The 13,350-nt window shown below is 69.5% G+C and carries 12 protein-coding genes; 4 read left to right on the top strand and 8 right to left on the bottom strand.

Annotated features, from left to right (window positions below; genetic code table 11):
• Positions 1-6: 6 nt before the first annotated feature.
• Together DEH84_RS01420 and DEH84_RS01415 are read left to right on the top strand one after the other, a co-directional pair.
• Positions 7-738, top strand: a complete 732-nt coding sequence (locus tag DEH84_RS01420) for a hypothetical protein (protein ID WP_109034058.1) — start codon at positions 7-9, stop codon at positions 736-738.
• Positions 739-799: 61 nt separating this feature from the next.
• On the top strand, positions 800-1,648 hold the full coding sequence (locus DEH84_RS01415; protein ID WP_109034056.1) for a carbon-nitrogen hydrolase family protein: 849 nt from the start codon (positions 800-802) through the stop codon (positions 1,646-1,648).
• A gap of 23 nt (positions 1,649-1,671) precedes the next feature.
• On the opposite strand, the gene DEH84_RS01410 is transcribed toward DEH84_RS01415, so the two are convergent.
• From DEH84_RS01410 to DEH84_RS01380, 7 genes are all read right to left on the bottom strand, one after another.
• Entirely contained in the window at positions 1,672-2,076 is a 405-nt protein-coding gene (locus DEH84_RS01410; RefSeq protein WP_179950599.1) for a hypothetical protein, read from the bottom strand.
• 165 nt (positions 2,077-2,241) lie between these two features.
• Complete coding sequence (locus tag DEH84_RS01405; RefSeq protein ID WP_109034054.1) at positions 2,242-2,838, bottom strand: hypothetical protein; 597 nt, start codon at positions 2,836-2,838, stop codon at positions 2,242-2,244.
• A gap of 16 nt (positions 2,839-2,854) precedes the next feature.
• On the bottom strand, positions 2,855-5,209 hold the full coding sequence (locus tag DEH84_RS01400) for a hypothetical protein (protein ID WP_109034052.1): 2,355 nt from the start codon (positions 5,207-5,209) through the stop codon (positions 2,855-2,857).
• Between the two features lie 135 nt (positions 5,210-5,344).
• On the bottom strand, positions 5,345-6,142 hold the full coding sequence (locus tag DEH84_RS01395; protein ID WP_109034049.1) for a Crp/Fnr family transcriptional regulator: 798 nt from the start codon (positions 6,140-6,142) through the stop codon (positions 5,345-5,347).
• Between the two features lie 19 nt (positions 6,143-6,161).
• Positions 6,162-7,517 carry a c-type cytochrome biogenesis protein CcsB gene (gene ccsB, locus DEH84_RS01390; RefSeq protein ID WP_109034046.1) on the bottom strand — a complete coding sequence of 452 codons (1,356 nt, stop codon included), beginning with the start codon at positions 7,515-7,517 and terminating at the stop codon, positions 6,162-6,164.
• Positions 7,518-7,535: 18 nt separating this feature from the next.
• Positions 7,536-9,851, bottom strand: coding sequence for a cytochrome c biogenesis protein ResB (locus tag DEH84_RS01385; protein ID WP_170119667.1), 2,316 nt, complete (start codon positions 9,849-9,851; stop codon positions 7,536-7,538).
• A gap of 132 nt (positions 9,852-9,983) precedes the next feature.
• Positions 9,984-10,610, bottom strand: a complete 627-nt coding sequence (locus DEH84_RS01380; RefSeq protein WP_109034043.1) for a c-type cytochrome — start codon at positions 10,608-10,610, stop codon at positions 9,984-9,986.
• Positions 10,611-10,772: 162 nt separating this feature from the next.
• On the opposite strand from DEH84_RS01380, the gene yihA reads away from it, so the two are divergent.
• Together yihA and DEH84_RS01370 are read left to right on the top strand one after the other, a co-directional pair.
• Positions 10,773-11,618, top strand: coding sequence for a ribosome biogenesis GTP-binding protein YihA/YsxC (yihA, locus tag DEH84_RS01375; RefSeq protein WP_109034041.1), 846 nt, complete (start codon positions 10,773-10,775; stop codon positions 11,616-11,618).
• A 150-nt stretch (positions 11,619-11,768) separates the two neighbouring features.
• Positions 11,769-12,275: an FxDxF family PEP-CTERM protein gene (locus DEH84_RS01370; protein WP_159098801.1), complete on the top strand. Its 507-nt coding sequence runs from the start codon at positions 11,769-11,771 to the stop codon at positions 12,273-12,275.
• A gap of 101 nt (positions 12,276-12,376) precedes the next feature.
• Here the strand turns inward: DEH84_RS01370 and DEH84_RS01365 are convergent, their stop codons facing one another.
• Positions 12,377-13,276, bottom strand: coding sequence for a phosphoribosylaminoimidazolesuccinocarboxamide synthase (locus DEH84_RS01365; protein WP_109034037.1), 900 nt, complete (start codon positions 13,274-13,276; stop codon positions 12,377-12,379).
• Between the last annotated feature and the right edge of the window lie 74 nt (positions 13,277-13,350).

Raw genomic sequence — 13,350 nt, 5'->3', positions numbered from 1 at the left:
CTGACCATGCTGAGCGCCCGCCTGCTGGCCCCCGTGGCCGCTGCCATCGGCCTGCACGCGGCGCTGCTGCTCGGCGCAGGCGGGCAGCCCGCGGGCGGACCAGGCCTGCGCACCGACGGCGCGCCGCCGGCAAACCAGCCCGAGGCACGCAGCCAGGCGCTGCGGGTGCGCTGGGTCGCCCCCACCATCGCGCCCGCCACAGAGTCGACGGCCGAGCCCCCTGCGACGCCCACCGAACTGCAGCCCGCCACGCAGGTCGCGCCTGCGCCATCCACCGAGACGGCATCCGCGTTGACGCCACTGGACGACGCGCAGCCTGCAACGGCCGTACTCCGGCCAGCGCAAGCGGGCCCTGTCTCCGCCGACCTCGGTCCGCCGCCCGGTGAAGACGCCCTGGGCTGGTTGCCGCGGCAGGCGCTGACCCAGCCCCCGCACGCCCTCGGCCCCATCGTGATCGACTACCCGGAAGGTGTGCGCCCGGCCACCCCGGTGGTGCGCATGAAGCTCGCGCTCTACATCGACGAGCGCGGCCACGTGCGCCGCACCGAACCCGTCGGCGAGCGCCTCGAAGCGGCCTTCGAACACGCGGCCAACAACGCCTTTCTGCAGGCCCGCTTCAAGCCCGGCCAGTTGGGCCCTCACGCGGTGCGTGCGCGCATCACGGTCGAGATCGCGTTCGAGGCGCTGCCCGAGCAGGGCGCCGAGGCCCGCGGCGTGCGTGTGGCCATCACGCACTGACCGCGCGGCGGCGTGCCGCCCGCCTTGCCCGCGGGCCCGTGCTTCCGCGATGATGGCGACCATGAAAGTCGCCGCCCTCCAGATGGTTTCCACGCCCCGCGTGGCCGACAACCTCGATCAGGCCCGTACCCTGATTGCCCAGGCCGCCGCAGCCGGCGCCGAGCTCGTGGCCCTGCCCGAGTACTTCTGCCTGATGGGCCTGCGCGATGCCGACAAGCTCGCCATCGCCGAGCCCCTGGCCCTGGCCGCGGCCGCCGACCCAGCCGTGGCGCCCATGCAGGCGATGCTGGCCGAGGCCGCACGCACGCATGGCGTCTGGGTCATCGGCGGCACGCTGCCCATCACGAGCCACGAGGCGAACCGCGTCTTCAACACCACGCTCGTCTACAACCCGGCCGGCGAGCGTGTGGCCCGCTACGACAAGATCCACCTGTTCTGCTTCGACGACGGCGAGCGCCGCTACAACGAGGCGGCGACCCTCACGCCTGGCGAGAGACCGATCGCCTTCTGGCTCACCGACCGAGCCGGTGATCGCTGGCGCGTGGGCCTGAGCGTGTGCTACGACCTGCGCTTTCCCGAACTCTTCCGGCAGCTGGGTCAGCCCGACCCGCTCGACCTCATCGTGCTGCCCGCCGCTTTCACCGACACCACCGGCCGTGCGCACTGGGAGTTGCTGCTGCGCGCGCGCGCCGTGGAAAACCTCTGCCACGTGCTGGCGCCCGCGCAGGGGGGTCTGCATGAGAACGGCCGCCGCACATACGGGCACTCACTGGTGGTCGGTCCGTGGGGCGAGGTGCTCGCCGTTCAGCCGGAAGGCGCCGGGGTGGTGCTGGCCGAACTCGATCGCGCGCGGCAGGACGAGGTGCGGCGACAACTGCCCGCCCTCACCCACCGCGTGATGCGGGGTTGAGCGCCCGGGTTCGGCGCCGCCGTTCAGCGCGGCAAGTCGGGCGGGAGGATCCCATCGCCCCACGTTGAACCCGCCGGCGCGCCGTGACCGCTGCCCGCCTCCCCCGGCTGGTGCGCCGGCGCACCAAACAGCGACAGCGCATGCGTCTGCATGCCTTCGCGGAAGTGCTTGCGATCGAACAGCTTGGCCTGCGCCTCGGGCGGCAGGTCGGTGATGTTGATGACGTTGCGGCGAATCAGCGCGTCGATCAGGTCTTCCAGCACCCGCACCAGATCGGCATCCAGCGCGGCGAAACGCTGCTGGTCCCGGTCCTGCCCCAGAAAGGCGACCACCTCGGGATGGTCGGGCGGCAGGGCCTCCCCCCCGGGCACCGGCTCGCGGTGCAGGCTCAGCAGGCGGCCCTCGGCGTCGCGCAGGACATGGAGCATGGTGGATCAATCGCTTCGCGTGGTGTCGGGATCCCATCTTATCGGCACGCCACGCACAAAAAAAAAAGCCGCCGGACAAGCCGGCGGCACAGACGTGAAACACGCCATAGGAGAACGGACCATCGCGTGTCTGGCGCATGCAAGCACCGGGCCAGCTTGAGCCGCCTAACGGCAATCGACCATCACGGGCACGCCCATGATCCGCCCGTGGGGCAGGCAGTCCAGCGTGGCCATCTGCCCTGGCAGCCGATCCGGCGACGCGGCCGCCCCGCCGGGCGCCAGGACCAGACGCAGCGCGGGTTCGCCCTCCCCCGCCGCCATGCCGAGCACCACGAGGCCATCGGCGCCGGTCTCGACCGACAGCACGCGGCCAGCCACCCTGATGCGAGCGCCCTCGGCCTGGGCAGCCGGTGGTGGGGGCGCCGCCTGCAGCGCCCGGGCCGCGACCGAGGCCGCCTGCGCATGGGGTGCCGCGGGCGCAGCCCTGCGCCCGGCTTCGCTCACCTGCGCCAACACCGCGCCCGCCGCATCCGGGGGCACCGGCAGCGTGCTTCGGCCCGGCGCGTTGGCACCGTCGTCCGTTGCGGTGCTGCGCCGGCCGGTCTGCGCGCCGGCCCCCGGGATGGCCGCGGGCACCGGCGCCGCGGCGCCGGCAGGCCCCGGGCCCTCGTTCCCCTGTCGCCGCGCACCCGTCCACCACACCGCGGCCGCGAGCGCCGAGGCCACCAGCACCAGCGCAACCGACCCGGCTCTGCGCGTCATCGCCCTTCGCATCACGTCACAGCGTCAGCAGGTACTGCACCAGGTCGGCGACGGCCTCCTTGTTCGGCGCACACCACGGGTGGGGCGTGGCAGGCAGGCCGATCGGCCCGGGCGCGCCCATTTCATCGGGGCCGTATTGCGCGCGCATCTTCTGAAAGTCCCAGTAGTAGTGCGAGGCGTCCCACGCGACGGTGCTGAAGTACTTGTGGCGCTCGACAAAACGGTTGCGCGCCGGCGCCACGGTGTCCAGCAGGTTCTGCGGCTTCTCGCGGTACACCCGGAAGACGTCGCCGCGACGGTTCAGGTCGGGTGCCGCCAGGGGCTGGTCCGGCGTGCCGGCCGCCGGACGCACCGGGGTGTGCAGCGTGTAGTACTGGCGGTACAGCGCCGACTGCGCATCGCAGCGATCCGGGTGCACCAGGTCTTCCAGGTTGCGCACGTGCCCGTCCGACAGCAGCCCGCGCGAGCTCACCCAGTACAGGTTGCGCAGGTAGGTCGCGCGGATGGCCTGCTGCTTGCGCTGGAAGTCGGTCGGCGCAAAGAAGCGCCCCACCTCGTTGAGCGGCACCATGATCTCGCTGGTGTGCGCGCCGAGCTGGTCCTGATGGCAACGGGCGCAGGCCTGGTCGAAGCTGCCCTTGCCGCGGGCCACGGCGGCCTTCACGCCGTCATAGGCCCGCCAGCCCTGCTGCACGAAGCTGCCCTCGCCCAGCAGGCCCGAGCCCGTCTGGGCGCCGAGCCGCCCGGTGAACTTGAGCCACCGGTACATGCCCACATCGCGCAGCACGTCGTCGTCCTGATCCAGCGTCGACATGTAGGCCGTCAGCGCCTTCAATGACGTGGCGTCCATCGACCCCATGGCGCCGTCCGGCTCCTCGGCGTGCACATACGAGCCCTCGAAGCCCACGTACGACTCGGTGTGCGACAGCGCCCGCCGGATGGGCAGGTGGAAGGTCACGTTCGGGATGGCCGTCGGGTTGAACATGTAGTCGTTGTCGTACAGCCCGCCCTCGCCCGCCGTGCGCGTGATGGTGGCCTCCCCCGTGCCCGGCGGCATCAGGTACATCAGCGGCGTCTTGTCGACGCGGGCCTTGCCACTGGCCCACTTCGGGCCATGCTCGTCCTCGTTCACGTAGGCAAATTTCGAGGTCGTCTTGCCGGTGCCCGTGCCCAGCGCCGCCCACTTCATCGTCCAGCCGGGGTTCGGCAGGCCGGGGAACACCTTGGTGACCGTGCTCCCGCCCTTCTGGTAGCTGATCTGGTAGCCGTGGCACGAGGCGCAGTTGAAGCCGATCCACGCGCCCTTGCCCAGAAACGGGTGCTGCGACTCGGCATAGCGGTAGCCGGCCCAGCCCGTGGTGCGCGTCAGGCCTTCCTTGAGTTGCTCGCCGATGGCCAGCAGCCCCGGCGTCGGGTTGAACTGCGGGTAGGGCTTGAAGTAGACGTCGTCGATCGACTCGGCCGGCACCTGGCCCGCCACGTTGCGCACCGCCCCGAACAACCGCGCCGGGTCGGCCTTCAGCCGCGTGTACGGGTCGGTCGCCTGGCCCTTGACGATGGCATCCCACTCCAGGCCCTTGTACTTGTGGCTCAGGCCCAGGTTGTAGTCGTACGACCAGAAGATCTCGCGGCCGCGCTTGAGCATGTCGGCAAAGCTCGGATTGAGCACCGCCACGTCGATCGGCGTGATCGCCTTGGACTCGGCCGACAGCACCGAGACCACGTCGCAGTTCGTGTCGGCCGGCGACGGGATGCGGTAGACCTGCGCATCGATCACGTTGTGCGGCTGACCCGGGCGGGTCAGCGAGGCGTTGAAGCCGGTGCGCTTCTGCACCTGCAGTTTCAGCGGCCCCTTGCTCGCGTGCGAGGGCACGGTGAACTGCACCTCGGTGTCCGACCAGTGCAGCACGTCGCGCGGCCAGTGGCTGCGCGAGACGCCCGTCTCGTAGTTCAGCGTCGAGAGGATGTCGAGCTTCTGCTCGTACATCTGCAGCGCCGTCTCCAGCACCCGGCTGTTGCCGATCATGATCTTGCTGAAGTCGATGTCGGTGCCCGCGCCAAAGCCCGCGCCGATCAGCGTGACCACGTCACCCGGCCGCAGGGTGGGCCGGGGGCTCGCACCGCCAGCCGCCCACACCAGCGCCCCGTTCACTTTCATCTGCTGCACCACCGGCTGGGCAAAGCGCGCGGCCGAGGCCTGGCGCTGCTGTTCGCGCTCGGCGTTGAAGCTGCACACCACCTCCTGGTTGGGATACGTGGGTGCGGCCTGCACGGCCGCCGCGGCGCCCAGCAGGGCCAGGCCGGCAGACCAGCGCACAGGCACGCACAGGCGGCGGGACGGCCGACCGGCAGAGAGGGGCGGACAGGGCATGGCGGTCTCCTCGATTCTTGTAGGGGGACCGCGATGATGGAAAGCCGCCGCCGGGCGACCTGTCAGCTGCGCGACAAACGCGGGAAAGCACCGGGACGGACGGCCGACAAAGGCCTGCGGCTCAGGGGGCGCCGCTCAGACAGACCGTGGGGAATCGGCAGGGCCGGGCTCGCCCTCACCCCGCCACTGAGACAGCACCACCTGCTCGGCCTTCGACAGCCCGGCGGCCTCGCGCAGCGCCGTTCCGTCGCACACGGTGATGCGACCGTAGGCCACACGCAGCACCCCGCGGTCCTGCAGGCCCTGCAGGATCTGGTTGGTGGTCTGGCGCGACAGCGACAGCATCGCCGCCAGCCGGTTCTGCCGCAGCGGGAGCACCACCTCGCCCTCCGCCGCACCGGCCGGACGCTGGGCCACCGCCACCTCGCACAGCCACACCAGCCGACGGGCCAGGCGGGCTTCGGCCGGGTGCAGCGCCATGTCCTCCATGGCGATGAAGGCCAACCGCAGCCGCGTAGCCATCAGCACGCCCAGGTCGCGCCAGCAGCCGGGCTCGCGCGTCAGCAGCGCCAGCAGGGGTGCCTGCGGCACGTGCCAGACCTCGGTCGGCCCCTCGGCCACGGCATCGTGCGTCCGGGGCAGGCGGTCGAACAGCGAGACCTCCCCCAGCCAAGCAGGCGGCTCCAGCAACGCCAGCACCGCTTCCTTGCCGTCCTCGCCCAGGCCGCTCACGCGCAGGGCGCCGTCCAGCACGGCATACAGCCCGTCCGGGGCATCCCCCCGGAAGAAAAGGTGCTCTCCGGTGTGCAACCGTCGGGTCGCGCCCAGCGCCAGCAGGCCGTCCTGCAGCGCCGGCGTCGCATGCCGGAACCAGGCGTCCCGGGCCAGGCGCTCACGCAGCGCAGAGGTGGTGATGTCGGCACGCGGCTGCATCACGCCCCCGGGCCCGATGTCAGAGCTCGCCGTACGAGTGCAGCCCCGACAGGAACATGTTGACGCCCAGGAAGGCAAACGACGTCACCAGCAGGCCGGCCAGCGCCCACCAGGCGGCAAACGCGCCGCGCAGGCCCTTCATGAGCCGCATGTGCAGCCACGCCGCGTAGTTCAGCCACACGATCAGGGCCCAGGTTTCCTTCGGGTCCCAGCTCCAGTAGCCGCCCCAGGCCTCGGCCGCCCAGAAGGCGCCCAGGATGGTGGCGATCGTGAAGAAGGCGAAGCCCACGGCAATCGCCTTGTACATCACGTCATCCAGCACGTCGAAGGCCGGCATGCGCGCGGCAATCGGCTTGCGGGCGGCCACGATGGCGGCCACGATCAGCGCCGAAATGCCGAAGTACACCGCCCAGTAGGCACTCAGCCCGCCTTCGACGCCCGGCTTGGCGCGAAACACCACCGGCTCGAAACACAGCACCACGCCCATCAGCCACAGCGGCGCCAGCTTCCACCAGCGCGTCTCACCCGCGTGGTGCTTCACCAGGTACGCAAACGCCACCATGGCCGCCAGCGCGAAGGTGCCATAGCCCACGAAGTTGGCCGGCACGTGCAGCTTCATCCACCAGCTCTGCAGGGCGGGCACCAGGGGCTGGATTTCGCTCGCGCCGCGCACCACGGCGTACCACAGCAGAAAACCCACCGCGGCACTCACCACCAGCATCACGAAGGCGCCCAGCGAACCGAGTGCCTGGCCCATCTTCGCGAATCGGTCTTCGTAGTACAGCCAGTAAGCGGTGGTCAGCCACGCGAACAGCACGAACACCTCGTAGAGGTTGCTGACCGGGATGTGGCCGATGTCCGGCGCGATCTGGTGGCTCTCGAACCAGCGCACCAGCGTGCCGGTGAGGGCCATGAAGACCCCGGCCCAGGCAAAGCGCGAGCCCAGCCGGGTCGCGGTGTCCCCCTTGCTGACCACGCCCAGCCAGTAGAAGACCGTGCTCAGGAAGAACAGCACGCTCATCCACAGAATGGCGCTCTGGCTCGACAGGAAGTACTTCAGCAGGAACACGTTGTCGGCCTGCGCCAGGTCGGCGCCGTGCGCGTCGGTCGTACGCAGGTACAGCGCCATCGCGGCCCAGGTGGCCAGGCCGCAGCCCACCAGCAGCAGCCGCAGCGGCTTCCAGAACCAGCCCAGCGCGATCAGGCTGGGCACGGCCCCGGCCAGAATGGCTTTCTCATAGCCGTCCATGGCTGCACCGTGCGTCTGCCAGGCCCACCCGGCCACGGCCATGACGACGAGGGCAAACAGCCAGTCGGTCAAAGGGCGACGCGCTGCCGGCGCGCCAGGCAGTGCGGTGGAAGTGGTGGTGTTCATCTCGTCGTACTCCTCGGATCAGGCACGGGCGTCGGGGGCGCCGGTGGATGCGGCCGGCGTCGGGCCCAGCAGGGCGTCGCGCAGGCGGTCGAATTCTCGGTCGGTGTCCAGCGTCTGGCGCGTCGACGACAGGGCCAGGCGCACGGCGCTGCCGCCCTGGCCATCGTCCTGCAGCCACACCCACAGGCGACGCTCGCGGATGTAGAGCATGGCAAAGACGCCGACGATCAGCAACACGCAACCCAGATAGACCACATTGCGACCCGGCGTGCGCGTCACCTGGAAGACGCTGGCCTGCTTCTGCTCGAAGCCATCGAGCGTGAAGACGACCGGCGCCGGGTAGAACACGGCATCCGACAGCGACAGCACCGACTGCGTCATGAAGGCCAGCGCGGCCGGCGAATCCGGGCGCAACGGCGCCAGCCCGGCCTGCTCACGGCCCACGTTGGCCAACTCGAACAGCGCCCCGTTGAGGATGCGCATCAGCGTCTCGGCCGTGCGCGGGCGGTCCGGCTCGGGCACCACGGCCGTGATGAAGTCCTGCAGCGCCTGCAGCCCGCCTTGCGGCGGCGCATCCGTGCCCATCAGGGCCCCGGCCCCCGGTGCTGGTGCAGACGGCGCGGATGCCGCCGCCCCCGTCGTGGCTGCAGCCGCCGCCTTCGGCGACGTCGCCCCGGCAAACAACTCCAGCGCACGCCGCGCCGAGTCGGCCAGCTGGTCTTGCAGGTCAGTGCGACTGGCCGGAGCGGCCATGCGGCCGAAGCGGCGAGCCGCCTCCGCACGCAGGGCCGGCTGGCTCAGGTGGCGACGCAGCCGCACCCAGCCCTCGATCGACATCTGGTCATCGGCCGGCACCCGCAGGAACCGGAAGGCCTCCGCCGGCGTGTCCCGCACGCCCAGAAGGAACACGGCCTGGCCGTCCAGCGTGACCGGCGCCATGTAGTTCTGGAACTCGCGCGCCTGGCCCGCCGCATCGCGCAGCTTGTAGCTGACCGAGGGGCCGATGTTGGTCAGCTGCTTGGCTTTTGCCCCACGCGCGCCCGAGCCCAGGTGCTGCGTGATGCCGCTCAGATTCACGCCCCGCACATCCTTGCCACCCGCGGCCGAAGCGGCTGCGTCGGCCTCCTCGGCCTCCGCCACCGGGCCCTGCCGGGCCGCACTCAGGTCTTCCACGTTGATCACACGCAGCTCGGTCACCTCCAGGCGCACGTCACCGACGCCGGCGCCCCCGCCCTGGCTCACCCACCACGCATTCGGAATGGAGAAGGCCTCGCCATTCACGCGCGCATCCAGCACGCGCTCCGGCTCGGGCCCGCCGCCCAGCCCGCGCGCCTTCAACTTCAGCTGCGAGCCCCCGTCTTCGAAGCTCGACTGGAAGATCGTCACGCCGTCGTACACCACCGGGTGGTTCACCTCGACCGTGAACGGCTTGCTCGTCTTCGTGCGCGCATCGTGGATCACGATGTCGCTGGCAAAGCGCTTGGGCATGCCCGTGTCGTAGTAGTCCACCTTGAAGCGCTTGAGCTCGACCTCGAAGGGCAGCGGCTGCACGAGCATGCCATCGGGCAGGTTGACCACCGCCGCGCTGCTGCGCTGACCCTCGGGCACGAAGAGCTGCCCCCGGTAGGCCGGGTTGTCCACCGACAGTCGCCCGCGGTCGGACTCGATCCGTCCCTGGAAGGGCTGCAGCTTGTTGGCCCACGCCTGCACCTTGATGATCAGGTCGCCGTCGAACAGGCCGCCCAGGCACACCAGCACGATGGCGCTGTGGGCCGCGATGTAGCCCAGCTTGTTGGCCGCCCCCAGGCGCGCCCCGAACATCACGCCCTGCTCGGCCCCGTCGGTGCGCACCTGCGTCTTGACGGACCAGCCCTGGCTCGCCAGCAGCCGGGCGACCTGGTCCTGCGTCTGCGCCAGCGGCTGGGGCAGATGCCCCTCGGCACGGTGATGGAAGGCCTTCAGCGCGCTGGCCCGCACATGTTCCTTGTGCGTGCGCCAGTCGGTCAGGATCTTCGGGGTATTGCGGGCAATGCACAGGCTGGTGGAGACCACCAGAAACGCCAGGATCACCAGAAACCAGACCGAGCTGTAGACGTGGTACAGCCCCAGCGAGCCGAACACATCCGCCCAGAATGGCCCGAACTGGTCGACGTAGTTGACCAGTGGCTCGCCCTGCTTGACCACCGTGCCTATGGCCGAGGCGATGCAGATCACCGTCAGCAGGGCGATGGCAAAGCGCATCGAGGCCAGCAACTCCAGCGCCTCGCGCTGCCAGGAGGTGCGCGGCGGACGGATCGGGGGGGCAGAAGGCGCGGAGGTCGGGAGGGCACTCATGTCATGAGACCGCCGCGGCGCGAACCACGGCGGCCAGCAAAAAAGGCGGGTGCCCCGAAAGGGGCCTCCCGCCTTGTTGATTCAGCCCCCGGGTGCGTTCCCGGGGTGCCGAGCAAACCGGCTCACCGGCGGTCAGCGCAGGCCGGCCACGTAGTCGGCCAGGGCCTCGATTTCCTTGTCGCTCAGGTTGGCGGAGATCGCCGTCATCTGGGCGTTGTTGGTGCGCTCACCCTGACGGAAAGCGACCAACTGGGCCTTCACGTAGTCAGCGTGCTGGCCACCCAGGCGGGGGTACTGCGACGGGATGCCCACGCCATTCGGGCTGTGGCAGCCCGCGCAGGCCGGCACGCCCTTCTTGGCGATGCCACCGCGGTAGATGCGTTCGCCGGTGGCCACCAGATCCTTGTTCTTGGCGGTGCCCACGGGGGCCTTCTTGCTGGCGTAGAAAGCCGCGAGGTTGCGCATGTCTTCCGGCGTCAGCGGGGCGGCCATGCCGTTCATCACGGCGTTCTTGCGCTTGCCTTCCTTGAACTCCATCAGCTGCTTCACCAGGTAATCGGCGTGCTGCCCCTGCAGGATGGGGTTGGCCGACAGCCCGCGCGAACCGTCGATGGCGTGACAGGCCGAGCACACGGCCGTGGCCTTGGCTTCACCCGCGGCCAGATCGGGCTTGGCGGCTTTGGTCTCTGCGCCATGGGCCAGACCGGACAGGGACAGGGCCACCGAGGCAAGGGCAATCAGGTTCGAGAAGCGCTTCATGGCGTAGGGGCTGTGTGTTGCTTGTTGGGGCTGCTGGGTGAACGCAGAGTGTAGTGGCCGCGCGGCGCACTTCCGAAGCCTGAAGGACGTCAAGAAGCGCGTGTTCGACAAGTAATCGGCGTCAATTTGATGCAGGTAAACCGAGGGATTTTACAATGACCCATGAGCCAACCCAAGCCAACCCGTTCAAAGTCCGATGTGAAGCCCGCGCGGCCGGTCACGCCGTCACCTGGTCGAGCCCGCCATGCCCCGCGCAAGGTGGCCGCGCCCGAGTGGTCTCCCGAGGCCCGTGAGGCGCTGGCCTGGGCGCACACGGCGCGCTTCTTCACCACCGCGGCGCAGTTGCACCAGCTGCCCACATCCGAGTTGCCCGAGGTGGCCTTTGTCGGCCGCTCGAATGCCGGCAAGTCCACGGCCGTGAACACGCTGGCCCAGCAACGCCAACTGGCCTTTGCCTCCAAGACGCCGGGGCGCACCCAGCACATCAACCTGTTCCAGGTCGGACCCAAGACCGCCCCCGATCAGGTGTGGGCCGACCTGCCGGGCTACGGCTACGCGGCGGTCGACCGCACGGCCAAGCTGCGCTGGCAGGAAGTGATGGCCCAGTACCTGGAACTTCGCCGCAACCTGACGGCGGTGGTGCAGATGGTGGACTCGCGGCATGGCTTCACCGAACTCGACCGGCAACTGCTCGACTTCGTGGCGCCCCGGGTGCGCACCGGCGAAGTCAGGCTCCTGGTGCTGCTGACCAAGGCCGACAAACTGAACCGCAAGGAGCAGGCGGAATCGCTGCGCGGTGCGCAGGCCGTGCTCGGCGAGATCGCGACCGAGGAGTCCGACGTTGGGCTGGCATTGTTCTCGTCGTTGGCCCGCATCGGCCTGGACGATGCCGCCCTGGCACTGCGAAGCTGGGCCGCCCCGCCGGATGTGGCCGAGGCTGCTGCGGCAGCGGCCGCAGCAGCCCTGGCTGCCGCCGCCGCGGCCCAGGCGCCTGATGAGGCCCCCTGATTTTTCAGGATGAGCAACGGCACGGTGGAACACCCGGGAAACACCACCGGAATGAGGGATGCTGGGACACCGGGCAACCCCGACAATCAGGTCACAAGTTGTAAGGCGGGCAACCGCTCGCACCCCCTTCCGTTTTCAGGGACCACCAAGATGTACAGCAAGCTCCTGCCTCTCGCCCTTGCGGCCTTCGTGTCGACCTCGGCTTTCGCCACGCCCGACGTCAAGACGTTCACGATCAATGCCCCCCTCGAGACCTTCGGCACCGCCGGCTGGACGTCCTCGGTGATCACCCACCCGGAAGGTCGCGCCTTCGAAGACAGCTTCGTCTTCACGATCGGCGGCATGGCCGATGTGGACTACGGCTACACGCTGAACACGCGCGGCGGCAAGTACCTCGAACTCACTCAGGTGACCCTGAAGGGTGACGGCTACAACATCGTCAAGACCGGCTCGGCCACGGAGCTGAGCAGCTTCACCTTCGACGGTCTGCTCGGCGGCACCTACACCCTGACGCTGGCTGGCCTGTCGACGGGCAAGACCGGCGGCCAGTACCAGGTCACGATCGGCGCCGCTCCGGTGCCGGAACCTGAAGCCCTGGCTCTGGCCCTGGCCGGCCTGGGTGTGGCCGGCTTTGTCGCCCGCCGCAAGCAGGCCTGAAGACGGCCGTGGGGTCGCGGCCCTGGCCGCGGCACTCAGCAAAAAGCGCCCCGCGGGGCGCTTTTTTCATGCCGCTCCGCAGAGCGGTCGCGTCGGGGCGATCACGCGCCCATCAGGCGCGTCAGCGCTTCCTGGTACTTCGCCGCGGTCTTTTCGATCACGTCCTGCGGCAGCGCGGGCGACGGCGCGGTCTTGTCCCACAGCTGTCCGTTCACGGTGGCCTGCTCCAGCCAGTCGCGCAGGAACTGCTTGTCGAAGCTCGGCGGGTTGCGCCCTTCCACATAGCCCTCGGCCGGCCAGAAGCGCGAGGAATCCGGCGTCAGCACCTCGTCCATCACCGTCAGCGTGCCGTTTTCATCCAGGCCGAACTCGAACTTGGTGTCGGCAATGATGATGCCCTTGGTCAGCGCGTAATCGGCCGCCGTCTTGTAGAGCTTCAGCGCCAGCGCACGCACCTTCTCGGCCATCTCGGCGCCAATGATCTCGCTCATCTTCTCGAACGAGATGTTCTCGTCGTGCTCACCGACCTCGGCCTTGGTGGCGGGGGTGAAGATGGGCTCGGGCAGCTTGCTCGCGTTCTTCAGGCCAGCAGGCAGCTTCACGCCGCACACCTCGCCGTTGTCCTGGTATTCCTTCCAGCCGCTGCCGGCCAGGTAGCCGCGCACCACGGCCTCCACAGGCAGGGGCTTGAGCTTCTTGACCAGCATGGCGCGGCCTTCCACCTGCGGGCGCTCCGCAGGGGTCACGACGCTCAGCGGGTCTTCGCCAGTCAGGTGGTTCGGGGCCACGTCCTTGAGCAGGTCGAACCAGAACAACGCCATCTTCGTCAGCAGCGCGCCCTTGCCCGGAATCGGCTCGCCCATGATCACGTCGAACGCGCTGATGCGGTCGGAGGCCACCATCAGGATGCGGTCGTTGCCGACGGCGTAGTTGTCGCGGACCTTGCCGCGGGCCAGCAGCGGCAGCGAGGTGATGGCGGAGGTGTGCAGGGCAGAAGTCATGGAAAGGGCGCCAGAAAGGTTCGCAGCGGGCCGGCTCGCAGCCCGGACGTCAAACCGCCATTGTGCCGTCTGTT

Origin of the sequence: Aquabacterium olei, assembly GCF_003100395.1 — a bacterium.
GTDB classification, from domain to species: domain Bacteria; phylum Pseudomonadota; class Gammaproteobacteria; order Burkholderiales; family Burkholderiaceae_C; genus Aquabacterium; species Aquabacterium olei.
The sequence above is the reverse complement of the archived record's forward strand: the minus strand, read 5'-3'. Positions and strand labels throughout refer to the sequence as shown.

What these genes read in the sequence shown, in the direction of transcription:
- DEH84_RS01420 (WP_109034058.1), top strand. Translation starts at nt 7, where the DNA reads ATGCTGAGCGCCCGCCTGCTGGCCCCCGTGGCCGCTGCCATCGGCCTG.
- DEH84_RS01415 (WP_109034056.1), top strand. Translation starts at nt 800, where the DNA reads ATGAAAGTCGCCGCCCTCCAGATGGTTTCCACGCCCCGCGTGGCCGAC.
- DEH84_RS01410 (WP_179950599.1), bottom strand. Translation starts at nt 2,076, where the DNA reads ATGCTCCATGTCCTGCGCGACGCCGAGGGCCGCCTGCTGAGCCTGCAC.
- DEH84_RS01405 (WP_109034054.1), bottom strand. Translation starts at nt 2,838, where the DNA reads ATGACGCGCAGAGCCGGGTCGGTTGCGCTGGTGCTGGTGGCCTCGGCG.
- DEH84_RS01400 (WP_109034052.1), bottom strand. Translation starts at nt 5,209, where the DNA reads ATGCCCTGTCCGCCCCTCTCTGCCGGTCGGCCGTCCCGCCGCCTGTGC.
- DEH84_RS01395 (WP_109034049.1), bottom strand. Translation starts at nt 6,142, where the DNA reads ATGCAGCCGCGTGCCGACATCACCACCTCTGCGCTGCGTGAGCGCCTG.
- ccsB (WP_109034046.1), bottom strand. Translation starts at nt 7,517, where the DNA reads ATGAACACCACCACTTCCACCGCACTGCCTGGCGCGCCGGCAGCGCGT.
- DEH84_RS01385 (WP_170119667.1), bottom strand. Translation starts at nt 9,851, where the DNA reads ATGAGTGCCCTCCCGACCTCCGCGCCTTCTGCCCCCCCGATCCGTCCG.
- DEH84_RS01380 (WP_109034043.1), bottom strand. Translation starts at nt 10,610, where the DNA reads ATGAAGCGCTTCTCGAACCTGATTGCCCTTGCCTCGGTGGCCCTGTCC.
- yihA (WP_109034041.1), top strand. Translation starts at nt 10,773, where the DNA reads ATGAGCCAACCCAAGCCAACCCGTTCAAAGTCCGATGTGAAGCCCGCG.
- DEH84_RS01370 (WP_159098801.1), top strand. Translation starts at nt 11,769, where the DNA reads ATGTACAGCAAGCTCCTGCCTCTCGCCCTTGCGGCCTTCGTGTCGACC.
- DEH84_RS01365 (WP_109034037.1), bottom strand. Translation starts at nt 13,276, where the DNA reads ATGACTTCTGCCCTGCACACCTCCGCCATCACCTCGCTGCCGCTGCTG.